Origin of the sequence: Vibrio sp. (assembly GCF_050299255.1) — a bacterium.
Taxonomy (GTDB): domain Bacteria; phylum Pseudomonadota; class Gammaproteobacteria; order Enterobacterales; family Vibrionaceae; genus Vibrio.
The window spans coordinates 1-21012 of sequence record NZ_JBNKVP010000061.1 but is presented as its reverse complement, the minus strand read 5'-3'; the positions used below and the strand labels follow the sequence as shown (position 1 = coordinate 21012).

The following is a 21012-nucleotide window of genomic DNA, read 5'->3' as shown; positions in this document are numbered from 1 at the left end:
GTACTGAATCGGAATATTCAGGGTAGCGACTGAGTAAGGTGTTGATTAACGCATCCACCAGCAGCAACGCACCTACTTTTGAGGCAAACGCGCCGCCCGTCAGTGGCCCTTCTGGTCTTGCGGCCACCAGCATTTCGCTGGAAATCGAAGAGAGCGGGCTGTGGGTTATATTGGTCAGTGACACTACCGGCACCTTACGTTTGTATGCCAGACCTGCGGTGTGCAGCACTTCTTTGGTCGAGCCAGAGCTGGATACCGCAAACCAGAGGTCACCCTCGCCGCTACGGCCAGCGTTCATTGCCGCCAAATGAGCGTCTTCGTACATAATGGCTTTCTTGCCGATACGAATCAGCCGGTAGGCAAGATAGCGGCCAACAATGCTTGATGCGCCGGCACCAATACATCCGATAAAGTTCGCCTGATGGACCAGAGCACAGATGCGATCCAGTGACTTTCTGTCAATAAGTTTGGCGGTATCTAGCAAGCTATCAACGGCACTCTGCGCAGATACATCACATATATCGCCATCGACAGCGGTTTGATTTTGTCGTTCAGTTTGACTGAGATCCACGGCCAGAGCCATACGAAAATCTGAATAACCTTTGTAACCCATGTCGCGACATAATCGCACCACAGTCGCCTCACTGGTTTGGGTATTACGCGCCAAATCAGTAATGGTCTGAAACTGCACCTCTTGTGCGTTTTGCAGTATATAGTCGGCCACCACTCGTAACTTCTTACTAAGCGGCTCCATATTTGACCGTAACCGAACGATCAGATTTTTAGGCGAATTCACGATGGCCTCTTTATATTCGTATGTATCTGGTAAAAGTATCAAAGAGATGCGCTAATTTACACTACTTTGAACAGACCTCTACCGCATTAATTCAACGTGATAACCGGAAGCCGGTTGCCCGGCTTCCAAATTATCAGATACCCATGAATCCGGCATCACGCATCTTGGCAACGACATCGGCCTTTTGTGCTGATGTCAAAGCGCGAATTGGTGTACGTGGATCACCGGCATCAATACCATGTAGCTGCATTGCTGCTTTGCCGGCTGCCACACCGCCGTATTCCACCAGCACCCGTACCAAAGCAATTGCTTTGTCCATTAATTCAATTACTTGGCTATGTTTGCCTTGCTGATAAGCGTCAATAATCTTCAGGAACAGAGGCGCGGCATAGTTATAAGTACTGCCCACTGCACTGGTCGCACCCACAGCAAGACCAGCAGGCAGGAACTCGTCGACACCAAACGGCAGGTCATATTTGCCATCCAATACACGCATAGCACGCTGGTATTCAAACAGGTCACTGCTGTTAAATTTAGCCCCTGTCAGATTAGGAATTTTCTTGTCTGCCTGAATTAGGAACTGTTCCAAATCCAGATTTACGCCTGACATCGACGAGTGGTAGAAGTAAAAGCCTTTTGACGGCGCCGCCGCAGCGATTTGGGCACAATAGTCGACCAGGTCGTCAACACTGCCCGGCTTAAAAAAGCACGGCGCGATGGCAGAAGTAGCCAGAATATCCAGTGTATCTGCATGACGGCTCAGCTCGGTTGCATCGGCAATACTCAATGCGCCGGTATGAACTATCAGATCCAGCTTTCCGTCTGACGCTTTGACCCAACGCTCAGCAATCGCCTTGCGCTCCTCAACAGAGCAGTGGATCCCTTCGCCTGTGGTACCACAAACATAAGCGCCCGTTACGCCCTGCTCTATCAAAAGTGCAGCAATTTGGTCAATCACCGCTAGGTTGACCCGATTGTTTGAATCAAACGGTGTATGCGGTGCGGCTATTAATCCATTCAGTTTTTTCATCTTTTAATACCTTACAAATGATGGCGTGACTTACCTATCTCACCATGAAATTAGTCACGCCATGAAATCAATATCAGTTACTTACCGTAATCGAGTAACAGTTGTGGCAGTGTCAGAGTGAACTGCGGGAATACTGCAACCAGGGCCAGAACAATAAACAAAGGAACCAGTAGCGGTATCACACCACGTGTGAGTGTGTGGAACGGGATGTCACCAACCCGGGAGACGACATACAGCGCCATACCCATTGGTGGGGTCAGAATACCGATCATCAGGTTAAGAATGGCCATCACACCAAAGTGAACCGGGTCTATACCGACAGCCGATGCCACTGGCACCAGGAAAGGTACCAACAATAGCAACAGGGCCAGAGACTCGATAAAGGTTCCGAGGAACAGCAGCAACAGGTTGATCAGCAGTAGCAACACCAACGGATTATCACTGATGGTCAGGAAGTATTCCGCCAGCATTTGCGGTAATTGTTCACGGGCAACGATCCAACCAAATACGGTTACGCCCATCACCATCAGTGCGACGACGGCCGTGGTATTAACCGTGTCTTTCAGGATGTCGATAAATCCGGCCAGGGTCAGCTGTTTGTATACGACGGTGCCAAGGAACAGCGCATACAATGAAGAGACTACCGCCGCTTCTGTCGGCGTGAATTTGCCCGAGAAAATACCACCAATAATGATGACCGGCGTAAGCAGTGACAAAAACGCTTCTTTCAACGATTTCAGTCGCTCTTGTCGGCTGGCTTTCGGCAGCGTCATGTAGCCACGTTTCTTACAGATGACATAGCTCATCACCATCAACGCGATACAACAGAGGATGCCAGGGATTGCACCGGCCAGAAACAGTGCACCGATAGAAGTATTGGATACTACACCGTAGATAACCAGTGGCACCGATGGTGGCACCAAAGGACCAATGATGCAGGACGCCGCCGTCAGACCACCGGCAAAATCATCGTGGTACTTGGCATCGCGCATTGATTTAATTTCAAGCTGTCCAAGCCCACCCGCATCCGCCAGTGCAGAACCCGACATACCGGAAAACAGTAAGCTAGCCATGATGTTGACATGACCCAGACTGCCGGTGACGTGGCCTACCATCGCTTTGGCGAAATTGAAAATACGCTCAGTGATACCCGCGCTATTCATCAGGTGTCCGGTCAAAACGAAGAAAGGCACCGCTAACAAAGTGAAGTTGTTAATACCATCCAGCATCTGCTGGGCAGCGAAGTTTATCCCGGTACTGTTGGTGACGATAAGAAATACCAGCGCCACAAATATCAAGGAGAAACCTACCGGCATACCGGCGAACAACAGCGCCAGCCAACCAAATATAGAACCTGCCATAAATCCTCCTACCTACCGGCCGATGAGGCAGAATGCGAACGGCCGCGATGGCCACACGACACAAGCTGTTGTACGATTCCCGCTAGTTTCTGCAGCTGACGAACCACCATAAATAGCCCGGCAATCGGCAAGCTATAGTTCATCCAACTGGCTGACACACCTAGCGTAATCAGCTCAAAAAACGCGGTTCTCTGAACATGCTGATAACCCAGATAAATGATGGCGATGATCGAGGCCAGTACAGCCAACTCAAGGGATAACACGAGTAACACTCGTGCTTTTTCGGGCAATTTGTCCGAGAAAAAAGTGATATTAACGTGCGTGCTGTGTTTGATGCCTATCGCACAACCAATTAACGACATATACATAAACAGAACTCGGGCGAGTTCTTCACTCCAAAGGGAAGGATCATCCAGCAACCAGCGGGTGCCAATTTGCCAGCTAAGGATCACCAGCAACAGCGCCATCAAAGGCACAGTGATGATCTCTTCCAAATTATCAACGATCTTACGTAACATATTGAACTCCAAGGCTGACGACAACTCGCCAGCCTAGTTACTACTCACCATCGAGCGTCCAAGTGGACGGCCGATTGCTTACATATCAGCCAGCTTTTGTACAATAGGCTGACCGATTTTTTCTTCAAACTCATCGTAAAGTGGTTTCATCGCCGCGCGGAACGGTGCCAGATCCGGATAGGTCACATTAACGCCCTGGGCTTCAAAGAAAGACACCAGTTCAGCTTCCTGTTTCTTCACTGTCGCGGTGTGAGCTGCGCCCACTTTTTCCACCGCCTGACTGATGATTTTTTGTTGCTCATCGCTCAATTTCTGCCAGGTCGTGTCAGAGATAATCACCATCTGATCATTCACAATGTGATTAGTCATCGCCAGGTTGCTCTGAACTTCATAAAACTTCATGGTTTTAATGGTTGGCAACGGGTTTTCCTGACCATCAACCGCGTTAGTTTGCAGCGCCAGGTAAACTTCTGAAAACGCCATCGGTGTAGGCGCAGCGCCAGACAGTTTGGCGTAATTCAGGTTTGGCTTAGCATTCGGAACGCGCAGCTTCAGCCCTTTAAAATCTTCAATCGATTTCAGTGGGCGGTTAGACGTGGTTTCGCGGGTACCGTTGTACCAGGTATCCAGTGCGCGCCAGTTAAACTTGGTTAGCATTTCTTCGCGGATGCTCTGACCAAATTCCGAATCAAACATCCGGCGTAAGTGGTCAAAATCTTTAGCCACATAAGGCAGAGTGACAGCTTCAGCACGCGGGATCCAAAGGCCCATACGACCAAATTCAGCGTAAGTAATATCCAGGTCGCCCATAGACAATTGCTGCAGCATAGCGCGGTCATCACCCAGTTGCGCACTAGGGTAAAGGGCCAGGGTAATGTCGCCGTTACTCATCTCTTTCAACGTGTTTGCCAGCTTCTCAGCAGACTGGTATTCCACCGAACCGACAGCAGCTTGCATACCCATTTTCAGTTCCGTTGCCGCCTGTGCTGACAGCGCACAGCCCAGGCCGAGCAGAGCGATAGTAATCTGATTGATGCCTTTCATAGTGTTCCCTTTTTTCTCAATTATAGTGTTTTAAGATTCGAAATAAAAAAATATTTTATTTTGTTTGAAAAAAATCTTCGCTATGGATTATTATTGTCGTGAAATTTGTTTTCAAACCATATTTTAACAAAATGTGATCACGGACAATAATTCAAGCCAACTATCAATCATTCCGTACTATTAAAGGATTGATGCTATTTGTTAACGCTGCTTAGTCCGTCGATTGATTGCTTATCAACGAGGCTCATTGTGGAAAATAAAGTATTTAATATCAGGGAATTAAGAGATATCCTTCAGGGGCAAACGGTGGTTTCTATTCAACCTGTTGTCGGTAGCCCATTGGAAAATCAAGAGTTTATTCTGGCAATGGCAAAAGCTGCTGAGCAAGCAGGCGCTAAGGCGCTACGCATCGAGGGGGTAGACAACGTTGCGGCAGTCAGTCGTTCGGTTTCAATTCCGGTGATCGGTATTGTCAAACGCGATTTAACCAACAGTCCGGTGCGTATTACCCCTTATATTGAAGATGTTACGGCACTGGCCGAGGCAGGTGCGACGATCATCGCTTTTGATGCCACTGACCGCGAAAGACCAGTAAGCCGCGAAGTAATCTTATCCGCCATCCAGCAAAGTGGTTGTATTGCGATGGCAGATTGCAGCAGTTTTGAAGACGGCCAATGGGCCAATGATCATGGCGCTGGCATTATCGGTACAACCTTGTCTGGTTATGTGGGTGACGAGATACCGACGGACCCGGACTTAGCTCTGGTGACACGCTTTGCCGAAGCAGGCTATTTCACCATGGCGGAAGGTCGTTACAATACGCCAGAATTGGCCGCCCAGGCGATTCAAGCTGGGGCTGTGGCGGTTACCGTTGGTTCGGCCATCACAAGAATGGAAGTCGTGACCCATTGGTTTAATTCCGCGACACGGGCAGTAGGAGTGCGAAATGACCATATTAGCCATTGATATTGGTGGAACAAAAATAGCGTTTGGACTGATTGAATCCGGTCAGTTGCTGGAACGTCGTCAGTGCCCCACTCCTAAAGTGGAGTCACTTGAACAGTTTTGTGACTACCTGCTTTTACACTGTAAAGACTGGTCGGAACAAGCCAGTAAAATTGGTATCTCCACCACAGGTTTGGTCACTGAACAGGGGATTAGTGCCATCAATCCCGATACTTTCAATTTCCCAACGCCGTTCCCACTGCAGCAGGCTCTGGAATTCATCACCGGTAAACCAGTCGCCATGCTCAATGATGCCCAGGCAGCGGCCTGGTATGAATACGTACAACTGGGTGAATCAGGCAAAAGCATCGCCTACCTGACGGTGTCGACCGGCGTAGGCGGCGGCATCATCATTGATGGCAAATTACATAAAGGCAGTCATAATTTCGCCGGCCATATCGGTCACACTGTTGTCGACCTTAACGGCCCCGAGTGCGGTTGCGGCCAGTGCGGCTGTGTCGAGGCCCTGGCATCAGGCACCGCAATCGCCCGACGAGCACACGCGGAAATAGACCCTTCGATAAGTAATATCACTTTGTTTGCAATGGCAAAAACCGATCCGGCGGCTCGAGCAATAATTAATCAGAGCGTCACCGCAATTAGCGCACTTTGTTGTAACTTAAAGGCAAGCTTGGATCTAGACTTAATCATACTCGGCGGCGGTGTCGGATTAGCCGACAACTATCTCAACCTGGTTCAGCAACAGGTTGCCAAGGCTCCAAAAGTTTTCCAGTTGCCCATCATCGCGGCACAAGGTGACTACGATGCCTGTCTGCTGGGTGCCGCTTTTCAATTTAGTGAGTGAGAAACGCAATGACATTACAAGCCATCACCGCCCAGCGTATTTTCGATGGAGACAGTTATCATACTGAGGCAGCGCTGGTCTGGCGTGAAGATAAGATCGTCGACATTCTGCCCCTAGCCGAATTACCTCCCGGCATTGATATTGTCGATTTCGGTTCTGCAACGGTAGTACCCGGATTTATCGACATCCAGGTTAATGGTGGTGGCGATATTATGTTCAATCAGCAGACTGACGCCAAAGGCATTGATACCATCTGCCGCGCTCATCGCCAGCATGGTACTGCTTATCTGTTACCAACCCTGATCAGCGACAAACGGGAAAAAATCACCGCCGCGTTAATGGCGGCACAGGCGGCTTTAGATGAAGGCGTTCCGGGTATTGCCGGCGTGCACCTGGAAGGGCCGTGGCTAAACCCGGAGAAAAAAGGCGCTCACGATCCCAGCCATTTTTACGATCCAAGCGTGGCAGAACTGGCTGAACTACCCTGGCTGACTCAAGGCACCACTCTGGTCACCCTGGCCCCGGAAAAAGTAAACCTTGAAGCGATAGAGTGGCTGTCACATCACGGTGTGATCGTATCCTGCGGTCACAGTAACGCCCGGGCAGAAGAACTCAGCATGGAGAAGTTACGCTGCATAAATGGGTTTACCCACTTGTTTAATGCCATGTCACCACTTGAAGGGCGCGAGCCTGGCGTGGTGGGTACCGCTCTGATGACTGACCATGCCTGGTGTTCGATCATTACCGACAGTATTCACGTAGCCGGTCAGAATGTACTCATGGCACAGCGGGTCAAACCACAGGGTAAACTGCTGATCGTAACCGATGCCATGGCCTCAATCGGCAGTCGTACCAACCGTTTCATTCTTAATGGCGAAGTGATCTCCGTCGTAGACAACAAACTGGTGAACGCTAACGGCAGTCTCGCCGGGGCTCATATCGGCATGGACCAGTCGGTTGCCCAGGTGATTGAATGGGGCATTGACGAAGCGGAAGCGTTTCGCATGGCCTCCAGCTACCCGGCGGCGGCGATCAACCGCAGCGACCTCGGCCAGCTTCGTCCTGGGCTTCGCGCCAGTGCTACCATTCTCAACGACCAATACCAAACCCAGGCGGTCCTGGTTGATGGTGAACTGTTCCACGGCCACCAATCTTAATGCCTTAAACTACACTACCCTCGCTTTCATGGCTGGCAATCAGTATCTGCTAGCGAGGGTATTCAATCTCGTATCCTCTGACCACTTCCTGCTCAGGCCACCAGAAGCGCAGCTTAGTTATAGCGATGAAAGTCAGCCCATCAATCATCAAATAGCAGACTGCTCGTAGATCACGGCCTTCCGCTCGATTCATGCTGCCTTTCTTAAACTAAAACCAGGCTGTAAAGATAAATTTACTAATTGGCCACCTGACAAGCCAAGCAGGATTTAACATTTTGGTTACACTTAAGGTATTCGGTTATCCAAAGACATTTGGCATAACCTTTTACGGCGTTAAGTAATGTGCTGCCTTGCAGCAGTACAGTGGCAGGAGGAGCTTGAGATGAATGTCCAGGCATTACCAATGCACCGGTTTATCGACCACGCAGGCAAAGCGGTGGGTTCGCTGCCGGCGTGGGCTGACTTATCTACCCTAACGCGTTTTTATCAGGAAATGGTGCTGACCCGGGTTTACGACAACAAAGCCGTGGCACTGCAACGAACCGGTAAACTGGGGACTTATCCTTCGCATCTCGGTGCAGAAGCGATCGGTATCGCCGTCGGTCACGCCCTGGAAGCGGAAGATGTGTTTATTCCCTATTATCGCGATATGCCGGCAATGTGGGCTCGCGGCGTCGCAATGGAGAAAAACCTGCAATATTGGGGAGGTGACGAACGCGGCAGTGATTTCTATCTCTCGGACGACCCGGCTCATGCTCACGATGACATTACTGGCTCTGCCGCTCATCCGCATTGTCGCGATCTGCCGTTTTGTGTCCCTATTGCCACCCAGTGCACCCATGCGGTTGGTGTGGCAGCGGCGCTGAAAATCGAAGGTAATCACAACGCGGCGCTGGTCATGTGTGGCGATGGTGGCACGTCTAAAGGGGATTTCCTTGAATCGATCAACTGCGCCGGAGCCTGGAATATTCCACTGGTCTTTGTGGTTAACAACAACCAATGGGCGATTTCAGTGCCCAGAAGGCTGCAGTGTGCTGCCGAATTTCTGTCAGAGAAAGCCAAAGGCGCCGGGATTCCCGGCCTGACCGTAGACGGCAATGATCTGGTCGCCATGTATGATGCCGTCTATACCGCGTTAGACAGGGCGCGAAAAGGGAAAGGGCCAACCCTGATCGAAGCCATCAGTTATCGATTGAGTGACCACACCACTGCGGATGATGCCAGTCGCTATCGCAGTGAGGATGAACTGCAGCAAGCCTGGCAGTACGAACCGATCGCCCGGCTAAAAACCTATTTAACCGACAAAGGTGCCTGGTCTGATGCTCAGGAACAGGAGTGGCTGGAACAGTGTAAAGAAACGGTGGAAAAGGCGGTCGAGCGATACCTGAATACCCCACCGCAAGCTCCGGAATCGGCGTTTGACTATCTATACGAATCGCCAACGCAGGAGTTACATCCACAACGAGACGAGCTAATCAATAAAGCGATGCGCATGCAGGGAGGCAAACATGGCTGAAATGACCTTAGTTGAAGCCGTCAACCTGGCGCTGCACTATGAAATGGAACACGATGAAAATGTCGTGGTACTCGGCGAGGACATTGGTGACAACGGTGGCGTCTTTCGCGCCACGGTGGGGCTGAAAGAGAAGTATGGGTTAAAACGGGTGATTGACACCCCACTGGCGGAAGCTCTGATTGGCGGGGTAACCGTGGGCATGGCCAGCCAGGGATTAAGGCCGGTAGCGGAATTTCAGTTTCAGGGTTTTGTGTTCCCGGCGATGGAACATGTCATTTGCCACGCAGCACGGATGCGTAATCGCACCCGTGGACGGCTGACCTGTCCCGCGGTATTTCGCGCCCCCTTTGGCGGCGGTATTCACGCCCCCGAACACCACTCTGAAAGCGTTGAAGCGCTGTTTGCCCATATCCCGGGATTACGGGTGGTGATCCCGTCTTCACCCCAGCGCGCTTACGGCTTGCTGCTGGCAGCGATACGCAGCAATGACCCGGTCATGTTTTTCGAACCCAAACGCATCTACCGCACCGTCAAATCTGATGTTACGGACAATGGCCAGGCACTGCCTATGGATACCTGCTTTACCCTGCGTAAAGGCCGTGACGTTACTTTAGTTACCTGGGGCGCAAGTGTAGTGGAATCACTGCAAGCGGCCAAAACACTTTCACGCCAGGGCATTGAAGTTGAAGTGATTGATCTGGCCAGTATTAAACCTATCGACATGGCGACCATCACCCATTCGCTGGAAAAAACCGGCCGTCTTATGGTGGTACACGAAGCCAGCCGCAGCTGCGGCGTCGGGGCTGAAATTCTGGCGCGCATTGCCGAAAACGCGATGTGTTTGTTAAAAGCGCCACCTAAACGGGTTACTGGTATGGATACCGTAATGCCGTATTACCGTAACGAAGAGTATTTCATGATACATGAGCAGGATATTGTGCAGGCCGCAAGGGAAATTGTGGAGGGTTGGAGATGAAATCATTTACGCTACCTGATCTTGGCGAGGGACTGGCCGAATCAGAAATTGTTGAATGGCACGTCAAGGTTGGCGACATGGTCGAAGTAGACCAGATCCTCCTGACCGTAGAAACTGCCAAAGCGATTGTGGAAGTACCATCGCCGTACAGTGGAAAAATTGTGAGCCGGCACGGAAACGAAGGGGATGTGATAAGTATCGGCAGCCTGTTAATAGAAGTTGAGGAAGTCGAGTCCACCGTGTCGAGCGAAAGTGAAAGTAAGAGCAAACGCGAAGATGCAGCCACAGTGGTGGGCAATGTGTCTCACCAAGCCCATGAAGTCGATGTGGATGACTTTATGATCGGAGGCGACAGAGCCGCAGCCAACAAACAGACCATTACCGCCCTGCCCTCGGCACGATTACTGGCGCAGCGGCTGGGGGTAGACCTGAGCAAAGTCGACGGCAGCGGGCCGAATGGTTTGATCATCGACGCCGATATCTACCAGGCTTGTGACAAACAGATACCGGGTACTGAGGTGTTGAAAGGGGCAAGGCGTACCATGGTCGGTACTATGGCAGAGGCCCATCGTAATGTAGCGTCCGTCACCATCACCGAAGAGGTGTTGCTGTCAGAGTGGGCAACCGATGAAGACATCTCCGCCCGCCTGATCAAAGCGATTGTTTATGCCTGCACTCAGGAACCTGCTCTCAATGCCTGGTTCGATGCCGAAACCATGACCCGCTGCGTGCACAGCACAGTAAATATAGGTATTGCGGTCGATAGCCCTCACGGGCTTTATGTGCCGGTATTGCGGGGCGCCGACGGATACGATACCAAGCGCATTCGCCAGTGGCTCGACCAAACCGTAAAAGGCATCCGTGAGCGGCGTATCGGCCGGGAGCAACTGCAGCATGCCACCATTACCCTGTCCAATTTCGGCGCGATTGCCGGAATCTATGCCACACCGGTGGTAACACCGCCGCAGGTAGCCATTGTCGGCGCCGGTCGGATCATGGACAAAGTGGTGATGCAAGACGGCCAGGTCATCGCCACCAAAGCGATGCCGCTGTCGGTGACATTTGATCACCGGGCCTGTACCGGTGGTGAAGCCGCTCGCTTTACCAAGGTCCTGGCGGAACACCTAAAACGCCCCAGCAGTTAACGGCCATAACAACAAATACCGCCATCCATAACCAGCAAAGCGGTCACACTGACCGCTTTGCTGCCTGGTTGAACTCATTGTTAATCACAGCGCATTTATCAGTTCCGGCATCACTTCAAACAGATCACCCACCAGCCCGTAATCGGCGATTTGAAAGATAGGAGCATCAGGATCACTGTTAATAGCAACAATCACTTTAGAGTCTTTCATCCCGGCCAGGTGCTGTATCGCACCGGATATGCCAACTGCTATATAGAGTTCCGGCGCAACGATTTTGCCAGTTTGCCCAACTTGCAGATCATTGGACACAAAGCCCGCATCCACCGCGGCTCGAGAAGCCCCTATCGCCCCGCCCAGTTTATCGGCCAACTGCTCTACCAGTGCAAAACTCTCTTTGCTTTTCAACCCTCGCCCACCAGATACCACCACCCGCGCCGCAGACAGCTCTGGCCGCTCGCTCACTGTTTTCTGCTGAGACACAAAGAACGCATTTTCGGATTCAAACTGCTGGTCCAGCTCGCTGATTGGGCTGTGGGCGTCGCTGTTACTGCCCGGTAGCGGCACCGCATCAAAAGCCGAGCTGCGAATCGTCATCACTTTAATAGCATCATTTGATACCACTTTAGCCAGCGCATTACCGGCATATATCGGCCGAATCACCGTATCGGGCGCGACAATTTCTACCACATCAGATAGTTGACCGACATCCAACAGTGCGGCGACTCGCGGCAATAGATTTTTGCCAAAGGTGGTCGCTGGCGCCAGCAAATGCGAGAAATTTTTACCGATGTTCACCACCAGTTCGGCGCTATTCTCTGCCAAATGATGCTGGTAAGGTTCAGCATCCGCTAAGAGTACCTCGCTCACACTGGACACTCCGCTAGCCTGCTCGGCCACCGACCGACACTGATACCCCATCACCAGTAACGTTACCGGTGCGCCAATCTGACTGGCCGCTGCCAGGGTACAGAGTGTGTCTACCGACAGATTGTGATTATCGTGCTCTGCAATCACTAACACCTTAGATTGACTATGCTCCATATCCGCACTCCTTAACACCGCCCGGTCAGATAACCTTGGCTTCGTTTTTCAGTTTTTCGACTAATTCAGTAACGCTGCTCACCATGGTGCCCGCTTTGCGCTCCGCCGGTGGCATCACTTCGAGCACCTGCTGATGACGGGTAATTTCCACCCCCAAGGATTCCGGGCTGATCACCTGCATCGGTTTGCTTTTAGCTTTCATGATATTGGGCAGTGATGCGTACCTTGGCTCATTCAGCCGCAAATCGGTACTGATCACCGCAGGCAGCGTCAGTTTGACGGTTTCCAACCCGCCATCAATTTCACGGGTGACCTCGACTGCACCGTCAACCAACTTTACCTTTGAAGCAAAGGTGCCCTGCGGCCGCCCGGACAGTGCGGCTAGCATCTGCGCCACCTGATTATTATCGGTATCGATCGACTGCTTGCCTAACAGCACCAGGCCGTGAGTTTCCTGCGACATAAGTGCATTTAGCAACTTAGCAACGGTAAGTGGCTCAGGTGATTCCGCAGTTTCGATATGAATCGCCCGGTCTGCACCGAGTGCCAGTGCCGATCTGAGTTGTTCCTGACAGCTGGCATCTCCAATTGACACCACCACCACTTCCTCAGCCTGACCAGACTCTTTAAGCCGTACGGCTTCTTCGACGGCTATTTCGCAAAACGGATTCATCGCCATTTTGACGTTATTGGTTTCTACACCAGAGCCGTCTGACTTAACCCGGATTTTTACGTACGGGTCGATAACCCGCTTGATCGCAACCAGTAGTTTCACAAAGCCTCCTATTAAAGTGGAGTTAAAGTAAAAACATTCTAATCTATTGATAAATATTTACTTTATTCAAAGTTACTCGGCCCTCATTTTACTGCTTAATTAGGCATTAACAGCAATCTTCTGCATGTCAGCGCTTCGCTAACATGAGCTTAGTTGAGTTTACGTTTACGTCAACTGGACTATATTTAGGGGAAGTTCCAACTAGGATGGACGGGCTTAGGCAATGGAAAGAGAATCTATGCAATTTGATGTGGTCATCGTGGGGGCCGGGCCGGCAGGACTGGCGTGTGCTTGTCAGTTAGCTCAGCTCTATCAACAGCAAGACCGATCAGATATCTCAATCTGTGTGGTAGAAAAAGGTGCCGAAGTGGGCGCCCATATCATATCCGGTGCTGTGTTTGAAACGACGGCCCTGGATGAACTGTTTCCAGACTGGCAACAGATGGACGCCCCAGTTACGCTACCGGTCTATAATGATCGCTTACTCTACCTGACCACCCAGTACAACCAGATGGCGATACCGAAAGCACTGCAGCCTAAGCCAATGCAACACGGTGAGCAGAGTTATGTCATCAGTCTTGGCAACCTGTGCCGATGGCTAGCCAAACAAGCCGAAGCTTTAGGCGTTTCGATATTCCCGGGTTTTGCCGCCGCGGATATCCTGTATGCGCCCAATGGTGCGGTCAGCGGTGTTATCACCTCAGACATGGGCATTGATAAAACGGGTGAACAGAAAGCCAACTTTCAGCCTGGTATTGAATTAAAAGGCAAATTTACCGTGTTTGCCGAAGGCGCGCGAGGCCACCTGGGTAAAGAGTTACTAGAGAACTTTTCGCTTTCCAGCCAGCAGAAGACGCAGCATTATGCCCTGGGTATGAAAGAGATATGGCAGCGAACCGATAATCTCAGCTCTCATCAACCGGGCGAAGTCCTTCACACTACCGGTTGGCCATTATCGGAAAGCGCGACCGGAGGCGGAGGGTTTCTCTATCAAATGGAAGACAACCAGATTGCAGTAGGACTGATTGTCGATCTCAACTACCGTAATCCTTACCTCAGCCCATTTGAGGAGTTCCAGCGTTTCAAACATCATCCGGCTATCGCCTCCATACTTAGTGGTGCTGAGCGGATTAGCTATGGAGCCAGAGCCATTACCAAAGGCGGTATCACGGCGCTGCCCAAACAGCAGTTTCCGGGCGGCTTACTGATTGGCTGTGATGCCGGGACTCTGAATGTCGCTAAAATCAAAGGCTGCCACAGCGCGATGAAATCAGGCATGTTGGCTGCGGATGCGTTGTGTAACGCGCTTGAGGCCGGTGAGAGCCACACCGTACCGGACTATCAGTCACTATTTGAAGCCTCCTGGCTCTATCAGGAACTGGACCAGTCCCGCAACTTTGCGCCCGCTTTGCATCGATATGGCCCGCTCCTCGGTGGCGCGCTGGCCAGTTTTGAACTCAATCTCTGGCAGCCGCTGCTGCAGCGCCCGCTGCCATGGACCATTCGGGATAAGCGTCCGGATCACGAGTGTCTGATGCCAATCGCGGATTGCCAACCGATTGACTACCCCAAACCTGATGGTGTGCTGAGCTTTGACAAACCTTCTTCGGTGTATTTGTCCGGTACCCAGCATGAAGAGAATCAGCCTTGTCACCTGCTATTAGCCAATGAGCGGATTCCTATCGAATCTCACCTACCCAGATATGGCGAACCCGCTCAGCTTTACTGTCCGGCCGGGGTGTACGAAGTCGTCAGCGTTGACGGCAAAGATCAGTTTCAAATCAACCCGACCAACTGCGTGCACTGCAAAACCTGCGACATTAAAGATCCTTCGCAGAATATTACCTGGCGACCTCCGGAAGGTGGCGGTGGGCCGGGCTACCAGAATATGTAACCAGGTGTATCTGCCAGTTTCGCCAGCATGATAAAAGCGAGCCCGAAAGCTCGCTTCTTACTGTATTGACGACAAAAACAATACCGGAGATATTAAGCTGGCTTTTTACTCAGCACGGCATCGATATCGGCTGCGCTATGACGCTCGGCCAGCTGTTCCCACTCTTCGCCATGAGAGCGATTCACGATACGACCGCGCTGAACACCTTGTCTTTGATCCAGCATTTTCGCCCAGCGAACCACATTCTCATAAGTGTGCACTTGTAAGAACTCCGCGGCATCGTACGCTCTACCCAGCACCAGATTGCCGTACCAGGGCCAAATCGCGATATCGGCAATAGTGTACTCTTCTCCGGCAACATAGGTATGTTTTGCCAGCTGTTTATCCAGTACGTCTAGCTGCCGTTTCACTTCCATCGCAAAGCGGTTAATTGGGTATTCTTGTTTCTCATCGGCATAGGCATAGAAATGGCCAAAACCACCGCCCAGGAATGGCGCTGAACCCTGAGCCCAGAATAGCCAGTTAAAAGTTTGAGTTCTGGCTGGGCCCTCTTTCGGCAAAAACTGGCCAAACTTCTCTGCCAGATGAACCAGAATAGAAGCAGATTCAAACACGTTTACCTCTTCTTCACCCGATTTATCCAGCAGAGCCGGGATCTTTGAGTTAGGGTTAACGGCAACAAATCCGGATGAGAACTGATCGCCTTCACCAATATTGATCAGGTAGGCATCGTATTCCGCTTCTTTGATTCCCAGAGCCAGCAACTCTTCCAACATAATCGTGACTTTCTGACCGTTTGGCGTACCCAGGGAATAGAGTTGTAAAGAGTGCTCACCAACAGGAAGCTCTTTGTCGTGAGTGGGACCTGATACCGGGCGGTTAATGTTGGCCCATTTATTTCCACCGTCTGTATTATGAACCCAGACTTTTGGTGGTACATATTGGTTTGACATCCTATATCCTTGTCTATTGTGCTACACGTCTTCAATGATATTTGGGCCAGTTGCTCAGTTCCAAACCCTTAACAGAATTATTTTTAGAACAATGGGATATGAGCCGCTACTTTAAAGCATAACCAGCCAGGCTACGGCCCCTATTGCAACACTGATTTCATAGCAACCGTCGTGATAGCGTGTTAAATTCCATCATATCGCAACCAATACGCGACCAAGATTACGTTTACCGTATAACTTCCGCTGAAAACTTGCCGGGTTGCATAAGCTCCTCTACGTTTATTAATATTCATAAAAACAATCAGTTGGAAAGTGTGATAAGGGTTTGGGTTTTTCATGAACCAGAATAAAATATTTAAACTTGATCTCCGAAATTTAATTCTGGCGCTGGCAATCTTCGGCGTACTGATCACTTTGTCCAATGCAATGTATTCCATCTACCATGTTCAAAGAGATTTATTGATCAACAAAACCATGGAATCGAACCGGGTCTATGCAGAAAAACTGGCCCAGACCACCGATACCTTTCTGGATTCCGCTATTCATCAATTGGAGTTCAGCGCCGCTACCATCAGCACGATTATTGATGACGATGCCGCGTTGGCTCGCGAAACCAACCGCTTACAAACTCAGTCTGAGATGTTCAATTCTGTTGTGGTCGTTAATAGCGATGCTGTCATCACATCCATCTCGCCTGCTGATATACCGGTGAAAGGAATTAAGATGACCAGTGATGATGGACTGCAATCACTAAGAGCACAGAAACCACTGGTCACAGAACCCTTTGTGTCACCCGCTGGCAATTATCTCACCAGTATTTCCTATCCCATATTTGATAAAAACAATCGCTACCGGGGTTTTGTCGCGGGTAGTATTTATTTGAACAATAAAAACATCATTTCAGCTCTGCTCGGTCAGCACAACTATCTGGATGAATCCTACCTTTATGTCGTGGACCGTACCAAGACGCTGATATTTCACCCTGAACATGAGCGCATCGGAGAAAAAGTTGCCAACAATCCGGCCATCAACTCAGTACTGACCGGAAAAACTGGCACGTTAGATATCGTCAATTCCAAAGGCATCGAAATGTTGGCGGGCTTTGCACCCATCAAAAATACCGGTTGGGGAATCGTGGTACAACGGCCAAAACAGGCTTCGTTAGACGAACTGAACAATCAGATGCTCAAAGTATTCGAACACTCTCTACCGGTTGGTGTCATCACCCTGATTACTATTTGGATTGCCGCGTATCTGATTTCACGCCCTTTATGGCAACTGGCGCAAAGTGTTAAACATATGGGCGGTAATTACTCGGTGAATAATATATTTCAGATTCGTTCCTGGTATTTTGAAGTTGCCCACCTCAAAGACGCCATTATCGCAAGCTACGGCATACTGAACCAAAAAATTGATAAATTACATAATGATAGCCACACCGATCCAATGACAGGATTACTCAATAGACGTGGCTTGTTCAGCTCTATAGAGGTGTATGAACAAAACCGGCAACCGCTGGCAATTTTCGCCATCGACATTGACCACTTTAAGCAGATTAACGACACCTTTGGCCATGATCTGGGTGACAAGGTATTGGTCGAACTGGCTAAACTGATGCAAAGCCTGGCACGGAAAAACGACACCATATGCCGCTCTGGTGGCGAGGAATTTCTGATATTTCTTGAAGACATTACCTTAAGCCAGGCACTGGATATTGCAGAACGGCTGCGGAAACAGATTCACGGTCACTTTATTCCCAGAGTGGGCCACGTGACCGCCTCTATCGGTATCTCTCACTGGCCGGATAACGGTGCCAGCATCAATGATGCCATCATCAAAGCCGACAAAGCGCTGTATCAGGCCAAAGCCAATGGCCGAAACCGAACAGAAGTGCATTCACAGGACATCGCGCTGTCATCTTAACCATATTGCAATCGTATGATGGTTGATATTGTTAAAGTGATGTTCATTGACACGTAAGACATGGTGCAAAATGGCAAAACGGCCATTTCCTGAATAAACTGATAAATAAACGGGCAATCAAGATGTTATTTCCGTAGATCTCATTCAGGAGCACCTATGCCAATGACCGAAGCCTTAACTGAGCTGCAGACTCAACTATCTGCCATTGCGGCAGACATGACTCAGTTAGACACCTATCTGCAACTGGCAATTATTTGTGCCGTCTATCTGTTTGCTTACTATATTGCCAACAAAATCAGATCACGCTTCCATCTGGTGGGTGAATCCCCACAGCCGCAATCGCATCCACTTCGATCACTGGTTTATCGATTCGATAAAATCATCTTCCCTATTATTGCCATTATTTTGCTCAAGTTTTGTATTGAATTTAGTAAGTTGGTATTAGATAAACAGTGGCTTATGTCCGGGGCGCTGATGGTAGCGGTATTGCTGTTTTACAATACCTTAGTAAACAAATTCGTCATTAGTAAGTTTGGCAGTAAGCTGTTTAAAATCGTCGGTTTACCTATTCTGTTTTTCCATTTTACCGGCTGGCTGGATGATATATCAGAAGTACTGCGCGGCATTTCTATCACGCTGGGTAACATTTCCATTTCCGCTTACGTTTTTGTACGCGTGCTGATCTTTGGTTCACTGTTGTTCTGGCTCGGGCGGGCATCGAACAACTTTGGTAAAAACATCATCCGCAACCAAAGCTCACTGGACGTCAGTACCCGGGAAGTGTTCGCCAAAATATTCGAAGTAGCGCTATTTGTATTGGTATTCTTGCTGCTGCTCAACATCATGGGAATTAACCTCACCGCGCTGGCCGTGTTTGGCGGCGCATTGGGTGTCGGGCTCGGCTTTGGTTTGCAGTCGATCGCCTCTAACTTTATTTCCGGGATTATCATTCTTCTCGACCGTTCGCTCACCATTGGGGATTACATTGAACTGGAAGATGGCAAAACAGGGTTTGTGCGCGAATTTCAGCTACGTTACACCACGTTAGAAACCTATGATGGTAAAGACATCATGGTGCCGAATGAAAAGCTGATTTCCGAATCATTTATCAACTGGTCGCATAAAGATCCTAAACAGCGTTACCGGGTCGACTTTTCGGTTTCTTACCATACCGATATTCGTAGCATGGTCGAGATTATAAAGCAGGTGGTGGCCGAGCATCCTAAAGTGATCAGTGGCGAACCGTTCCCGATTGAACTGCAACCGGACTGCGAGATCGACAGCTTTGGTGATTCTGGCGTTAATATGTTTGTCGAATTCTGGATGGAAGGAATTGATGACGGTCGCAACCGGGTGGGTGGTGACCTGCTACTGATGATATTTGAAGCGTTAAGAGAAAACGGTATCGAAATACCGTTTCCACAGCGCGAGGTTCGTATCCTTAAAGATTAACCTCAGCATAGACAAGCCAGGCCTTTACCGCTTAGCTGTCAGGCTACATTCTGATCCCGCCGTCCACTTCCAGCACCCGGCCGGTGAAGTAGTCATTTTCAAAAATGTACTTGGCGGCATGGGCGATTTCACTGGCATCGCCCATTCGACCGACCGGTATCATCTTTTCTAACCGCTCAATGGCTTCTGGCTTCATCTGCTCTGCCATCGCCGTTTTGACAACCCCTGGCGCAATGGCGGCGGCGCGAATGCCGTAACGCGCCAGCTCTTTGGCCCAGCAGGTGGCTAAAGTTGCCACCGCAGCTTTAGAGGCTGAATAGTTAGACTGACCGATATTCCCTGCCCGGGAGACACTGGAGATATTAATGATCACGCCTTTGCGTCCGGAATTAATCATCTGACACGCCGCCTCTCTGCCACATAAAAATGTACCGGTGAGGTTAACGTTGATCACCGCATTAAACTGCTCCAGCGACATCTTGCTCATTTCGCCATCTTTGACTTTCACCAGCAAACCATCGCGTAAAATGCCCGCGTTATTGATTAAACCATCCAACTGGCCAAAATCGCTGACAACCTGGGCAAATACCTTTTCCACTTCGCTTTCATCGGTGACATCTACCGGATAGATTTCTGCGCGGGTATTGACAGCCATGCACAACTGCCTGGTCTGCACCAGCGCTTCTTGATTCACGTCCAGCAGAGCTAGCTGCGCGCCTGATTCAGCCAGCGTCAGCGCCATTTTCTGACCCAGTCCCTGTCCCGCACCGGTAACCGCAATAACGCTATGATTAAGTTCCATTTTTACCTCACATGTAATTTAGATGTCAGCGCGTTCGCTGATAAAACTGAAATAGACTGGAGAAATCGAGTTCCTCATGGCCATTAGCATTATGAAATGCATACAGGTTTCGCGCTAATGCCCCCATAGGCACTGAAGAGTGGCTATTTAACGCCGCATCCATTCCCAGCCCCAGATCTTTTAACATCAGCTTACTCATAAATCCTGGCTGATACTGATTACTGGCTGGTGCATTTTCCATCACGCCCGGACACGGGTTGTATAATTCCAATGCCCAGTTCCGTCCTGAACTCTGCAGCATAATGTTAGACAATACTTGCGGATCCAGTCCATTGTCGATACCCAAATTGAGTGCTTCACAAGTCCCCGACATGAGGATACCCAGCATCAGGTTATTACAGATTTTAGCCATCTGCCCATCCCCTGCCTGGCCTGCGTGGAAGACATTTTTACCCATGTGCTGCAAAATAGTCTCAGCTTTTGAAAATGCCGAGTCTGTTCCGCCAACAATAAACGTGAGCGTGGCCGCTTTGGCTCCGGCAACGCCGCCGGATACCGGCGCATCGACAAACTCAAGCCCTTTTTGAGTGGCCTGCTCGGCAACCAGGCGGGCTGATTGCGGGTCGATGGTCGACGAGTCAATCAGGAACGTACCGGGCTCGACCAGGTTAAGTAAACCAACCCCACCCGCGTGATCGCCCAGATAAACAGCCCTGACATGCTCGCCCGCAGGTAACATAGTAATCACACTGTTGGCGCCGGTCACCGCTTCCTGCAGCGAGTTAGCAACCGTGGCCCCCGAAGGTTTAAGCTTTTCAG

The 21012-nt window shown here is 50.2% G+C and carries 20 protein-coding genes; 9 read left to right on the top strand and 11 right to left on the bottom strand.

Annotation, left to right across the window (positions count from 1 at the left end; genetic code table 11):
- The 5 genes from ACQY6F_RS14390 to ACQY6F_RS14370 form a co-directional block, all read right to left on the bottom strand.
- The coding region (locus ACQY6F_RS14390) for a MurR/RpiR family transcriptional regulator (protein ID WP_428775328.1) at window positions 1-796 on the bottom strand (796 nt) is incomplete at its 3' end.
- A gap of 133 nt (window positions 797-929) precedes the next feature.
- The gene (locus ACQY6F_RS14385) at window positions 930-1826 is read right to left on the bottom strand and encodes a dihydrodipicolinate synthase family protein (RefSeq protein ID WP_428775326.1); all 897 of its coding nucleotides are present in this window, start codon (window positions 1824-1826) and stop codon (window positions 930-932) included.
- A 77-nt stretch (window positions 1827-1903) separates the two neighbouring features.
- Window positions 1904-3187 carry a TRAP transporter large permease gene (locus ACQY6F_RS14380; protein ID WP_428775324.1) on the bottom strand — a complete coding sequence of 428 codons (1284 nt, stop codon included), beginning with the start codon at window positions 3185-3187 and terminating at the stop codon, window positions 1904-1906.
- Between the two features lie 8 nt (window positions 3188-3195).
- A complete protein-coding gene (locus tag ACQY6F_RS14375; protein WP_428775333.1) occupies window positions 3196-3717 on the bottom strand; it encodes a TRAP transporter small permease in 522 nt (173 codons plus the stop codon).
- 66 nt (window positions 3718-3783) lie between these two features.
- Window positions 3784-4749, bottom strand: a complete 966-nt coding sequence (locus ACQY6F_RS14370) for a sialic acid TRAP transporter substrate-binding protein SiaP (RefSeq protein ID WP_428775322.1) — start codon at window positions 4747-4749, stop codon at window positions 3784-3786.
- Between the two features lie 249 nt (window positions 4750-4998).
- Here ACQY6F_RS14370 and ACQY6F_RS14365 point away from each other — a divergent pair, with 249 nt between their 5' ends.
- The 3 genes from ACQY6F_RS14365 to nagA are packed head-to-tail and all read left to right on the top strand — an operon-like array spanning window position 4999 to window position 7716.
- A complete protein-coding gene (locus tag ACQY6F_RS14365) occupies window positions 4999-5715 on the top strand; it encodes an N-acetylmannosamine-6-phosphate 2-epimerase (RefSeq protein WP_428775320.1) in 717 nt (238 codons plus the stop codon).
- On the top strand, window positions 5696-6559 hold the full coding sequence (locus ACQY6F_RS14360; protein WP_428775318.1) for an N-acetylmannosamine kinase: 864 nt from the start codon (window positions 5696-5698) through the stop codon (window positions 6557-6559). The genes ACQY6F_RS14365 and ACQY6F_RS14360 overlap by 20 nt, the downstream gene beginning before the upstream one ends.
- Window positions 6560-6567: 8 nt before the next feature.
- Window positions 6568-7716 (top strand): N-acetylglucosamine-6-phosphate deacetylase, encoded by a 1149-nt coding sequence (nagA, locus tag ACQY6F_RS14355; protein WP_428775316.1) that lies wholly within the window; start codon window positions 6568-6570, stop codon window positions 7714-7716.
- A 49-nt stretch (window positions 7717-7765) separates the two neighbouring features.
- Here nagA and ACQY6F_RS14350 read toward each other — a convergent pair whose 3' ends face one another.
- Window positions 7766-7909 (bottom strand): hypothetical protein, encoded by a 144-nt coding sequence (locus ACQY6F_RS14350; RefSeq protein WP_428775314.1) that lies wholly within the window; start codon window positions 7907-7909, stop codon window positions 7766-7768.
- Window positions 7910-8098: 189 nt separating this feature from the next.
- Between ACQY6F_RS14350 and pdhA the strand changes: the two genes are divergently transcribed.
- The 3 genes from pdhA to ACQY6F_RS14335 are packed head-to-tail and all read left to right on the top strand — an operon-like array spanning window position 8099 to window position 11353.
- Window positions 8099-9232 (top strand): pyruvate dehydrogenase (acetyl-transferring) E1 component subunit alpha, encoded by a 1134-nt coding sequence (gene pdhA, locus ACQY6F_RS14345; RefSeq protein WP_428775330.1) that lies wholly within the window; start codon window positions 8099-8101, stop codon window positions 9230-9232.
- On the top strand, window positions 9225-10208 hold the full coding sequence (locus ACQY6F_RS14340; RefSeq protein ID WP_428775313.1) for an alpha-ketoacid dehydrogenase subunit beta: 984 nt from the start codon (window positions 9225-9227) through the stop codon (window positions 10206-10208). The genes pdhA and ACQY6F_RS14340 overlap by 8 nt, the downstream gene beginning before the upstream one ends.
- On the top strand, window positions 10205-11353 hold the full coding sequence (locus ACQY6F_RS14335) for a dihydrolipoamide acetyltransferase family protein (protein ID WP_428775312.1): 1149 nt from the start codon (window positions 10205-10207) through the stop codon (window positions 11351-11353). The genes ACQY6F_RS14340 and ACQY6F_RS14335 overlap by 4 nt, the downstream gene beginning before the upstream one ends.
- A gap of 84 nt (window positions 11354-11437) precedes the next feature.
- Here the strand turns inward: ACQY6F_RS14335 and ACQY6F_RS14330 are convergent, their stop codons facing one another.
- Together ACQY6F_RS14330 and ACQY6F_RS14325 are read right to left on the bottom strand one after the other, a co-directional pair.
- Window positions 11438-12394, bottom strand: a complete 957-nt coding sequence (locus ACQY6F_RS14330) for an electron transfer flavoprotein subunit alpha/FixB family protein (RefSeq protein ID WP_428775311.1) — start codon at window positions 12392-12394, stop codon at window positions 11438-11440.
- Between the two features lie 25 nt (window positions 12395-12419).
- The gene (locus ACQY6F_RS14325; RefSeq protein WP_428775310.1) at window positions 12420-13169 is read right to left on the bottom strand and encodes an electron transfer flavoprotein subunit beta/FixA family protein; all 750 of its coding nucleotides are present in this window, start codon (window positions 13167-13169) and stop codon (window positions 12420-12422) included.
- 223 nt (window positions 13170-13392) lie between these two features.
- Between ACQY6F_RS14325 and ACQY6F_RS14320 the strand changes: the two genes are divergently transcribed.
- Window positions 13393-15063, top strand: coding sequence for a 4Fe-4S dicluster domain-containing protein (locus ACQY6F_RS14320; RefSeq protein ID WP_428775308.1), 1671 nt, complete (start codon window positions 13393-13395; stop codon window positions 15061-15063).
- Window positions 15064-15155: 92 nt separating this feature from the next.
- On the opposite strand, the gene yghU is transcribed toward ACQY6F_RS14320, so the two are convergent.
- Window positions 15156-16016, bottom strand: coding sequence for a glutathione-dependent disulfide-bond oxidoreductase (gene yghU / locus ACQY6F_RS14315; protein WP_428775306.1), 861 nt, complete (start codon window positions 16014-16016; stop codon window positions 15156-15158).
- Window positions 16017-16352: 336 nt separating this feature from the next.
- Between yghU and ACQY6F_RS14310 the strand changes: the two genes are divergently transcribed.
- The gene (locus tag ACQY6F_RS14310; RefSeq protein WP_428775304.1) at window positions 16353-17939 is read left to right on the top strand and encodes a sensor domain-containing diguanylate cyclase; all 1587 of its coding nucleotides are present in this window, start codon (window positions 16353-16355) and stop codon (window positions 17937-17939) included.
- Window positions 17940-18095: 156 nt separating this feature from the next.
- Window positions 18096-19391, top strand: coding sequence for a mechanosensitive ion channel family protein (locus ACQY6F_RS14305; RefSeq protein ID WP_428775303.1), 1296 nt, complete (start codon window positions 18096-18098; stop codon window positions 19389-19391).
- A 43-nt stretch (window positions 19392-19434) separates the two neighbouring features.
- On the opposite strand, the gene ACQY6F_RS14300 is transcribed toward ACQY6F_RS14305, so the two are convergent.
- Window positions 19435-20193: an SDR family oxidoreductase gene (locus ACQY6F_RS14300; protein ID WP_428775301.1), complete on the bottom strand. Its 759-nt coding sequence runs from the start codon at window positions 20191-20193 to the stop codon at window positions 19435-19437.
- Between the two features lie 25 nt (window positions 20194-20218).
- Window positions 20219-21012: 3-hydroxyisobutyrate dehydrogenase (gene mmsB / locus ACQY6F_RS14295; RefSeq protein WP_428775299.1), on the bottom strand; the 794-nt coding region annotated here is incomplete at its 5' end.

Bases quoted from the DNA above. Each gene is read 5' to 3' on its own strand.
- ACQY6F_RS14385 (WP_428775326.1), bottom strand. From the start codon at position 1,826: ATGAAAAAACTGAATGGATTAATAGCCGCACCGCATACACCGTTTGAT.
- ACQY6F_RS14380 (WP_428775324.1), bottom strand. From the start codon at position 3,187: ATGGCAGGTTCTATATTTGGTTGGCTGGCGCTGTTGTTCGCCGGTATG.
- ACQY6F_RS14370 (WP_428775322.1), bottom strand. From the start codon at position 4,749: ATGAAAGGCATCAATCAGATTACTATCGCTCTGCTCGGCCTGGGCTGT.
- ACQY6F_RS14360 (WP_428775318.1), top strand. From the start codon at position 5,696: ATGACCATATTAGCCATTGATATTGGTGGAACAAAAATAGCGTTTGGA.
- nagA (WP_428775316.1), top strand. From the start codon at position 6,568: ATGACATTACAAGCCATCACCGCCCAGCGTATTTTCGATGGAGACAGT.
- ACQY6F_RS14350 (WP_428775314.1), bottom strand. From the start codon at position 7,909: ATGAATCGAGCGGAAGGCCGTGATCTACGAGCAGTCTGCTATTTGATG.
- pdhA (WP_428775330.1), top strand. From the start codon at position 8,099: ATGAATGTCCAGGCATTACCAATGCACCGGTTTATCGACCACGCAGGC.
- ACQY6F_RS14340 (WP_428775313.1), top strand. From the start codon at position 9,225: ATGGCTGAAATGACCTTAGTTGAAGCCGTCAACCTGGCGCTGCACTAT.
- ACQY6F_RS14335 (WP_428775312.1), top strand. From the start codon at position 10,205: ATGAAATCATTTACGCTACCTGATCTTGGCGAGGGACTGGCCGAATCA.
- ACQY6F_RS14330 (WP_428775311.1), bottom strand. From the start codon at position 12,394: ATGGAGCATAGTCAATCTAAGGTGTTAGTGATTGCAGAGCACGATAAT.
- ACQY6F_RS14320 (WP_428775308.1), top strand. From the start codon at position 13,393: ATGGAAAGAGAATCTATGCAATTTGATGTGGTCATCGTGGGGGCCGGG.
- yghU (WP_428775306.1), bottom strand. From the start codon at position 16,016: ATGTCAAACCAATATGTACCACCAAAAGTCTGGGTTCATAATACAGAC.
- ACQY6F_RS14310 (WP_428775304.1), top strand. From the start codon at position 16,353: ATGAACCAGAATAAAATATTTAAACTTGATCTCCGAAATTTAATTCTG.
- ACQY6F_RS14305 (WP_428775303.1), top strand. From the start codon at position 18,096: ATGCCAATGACCGAAGCCTTAACTGAGCTGCAGACTCAACTATCTGCC.
- ACQY6F_RS14300 (WP_428775301.1), bottom strand. From the start codon at position 20,193: ATGGAACTTAATCATAGCGTTATTGCGGTTACCGGTGCGGGACAGGGA.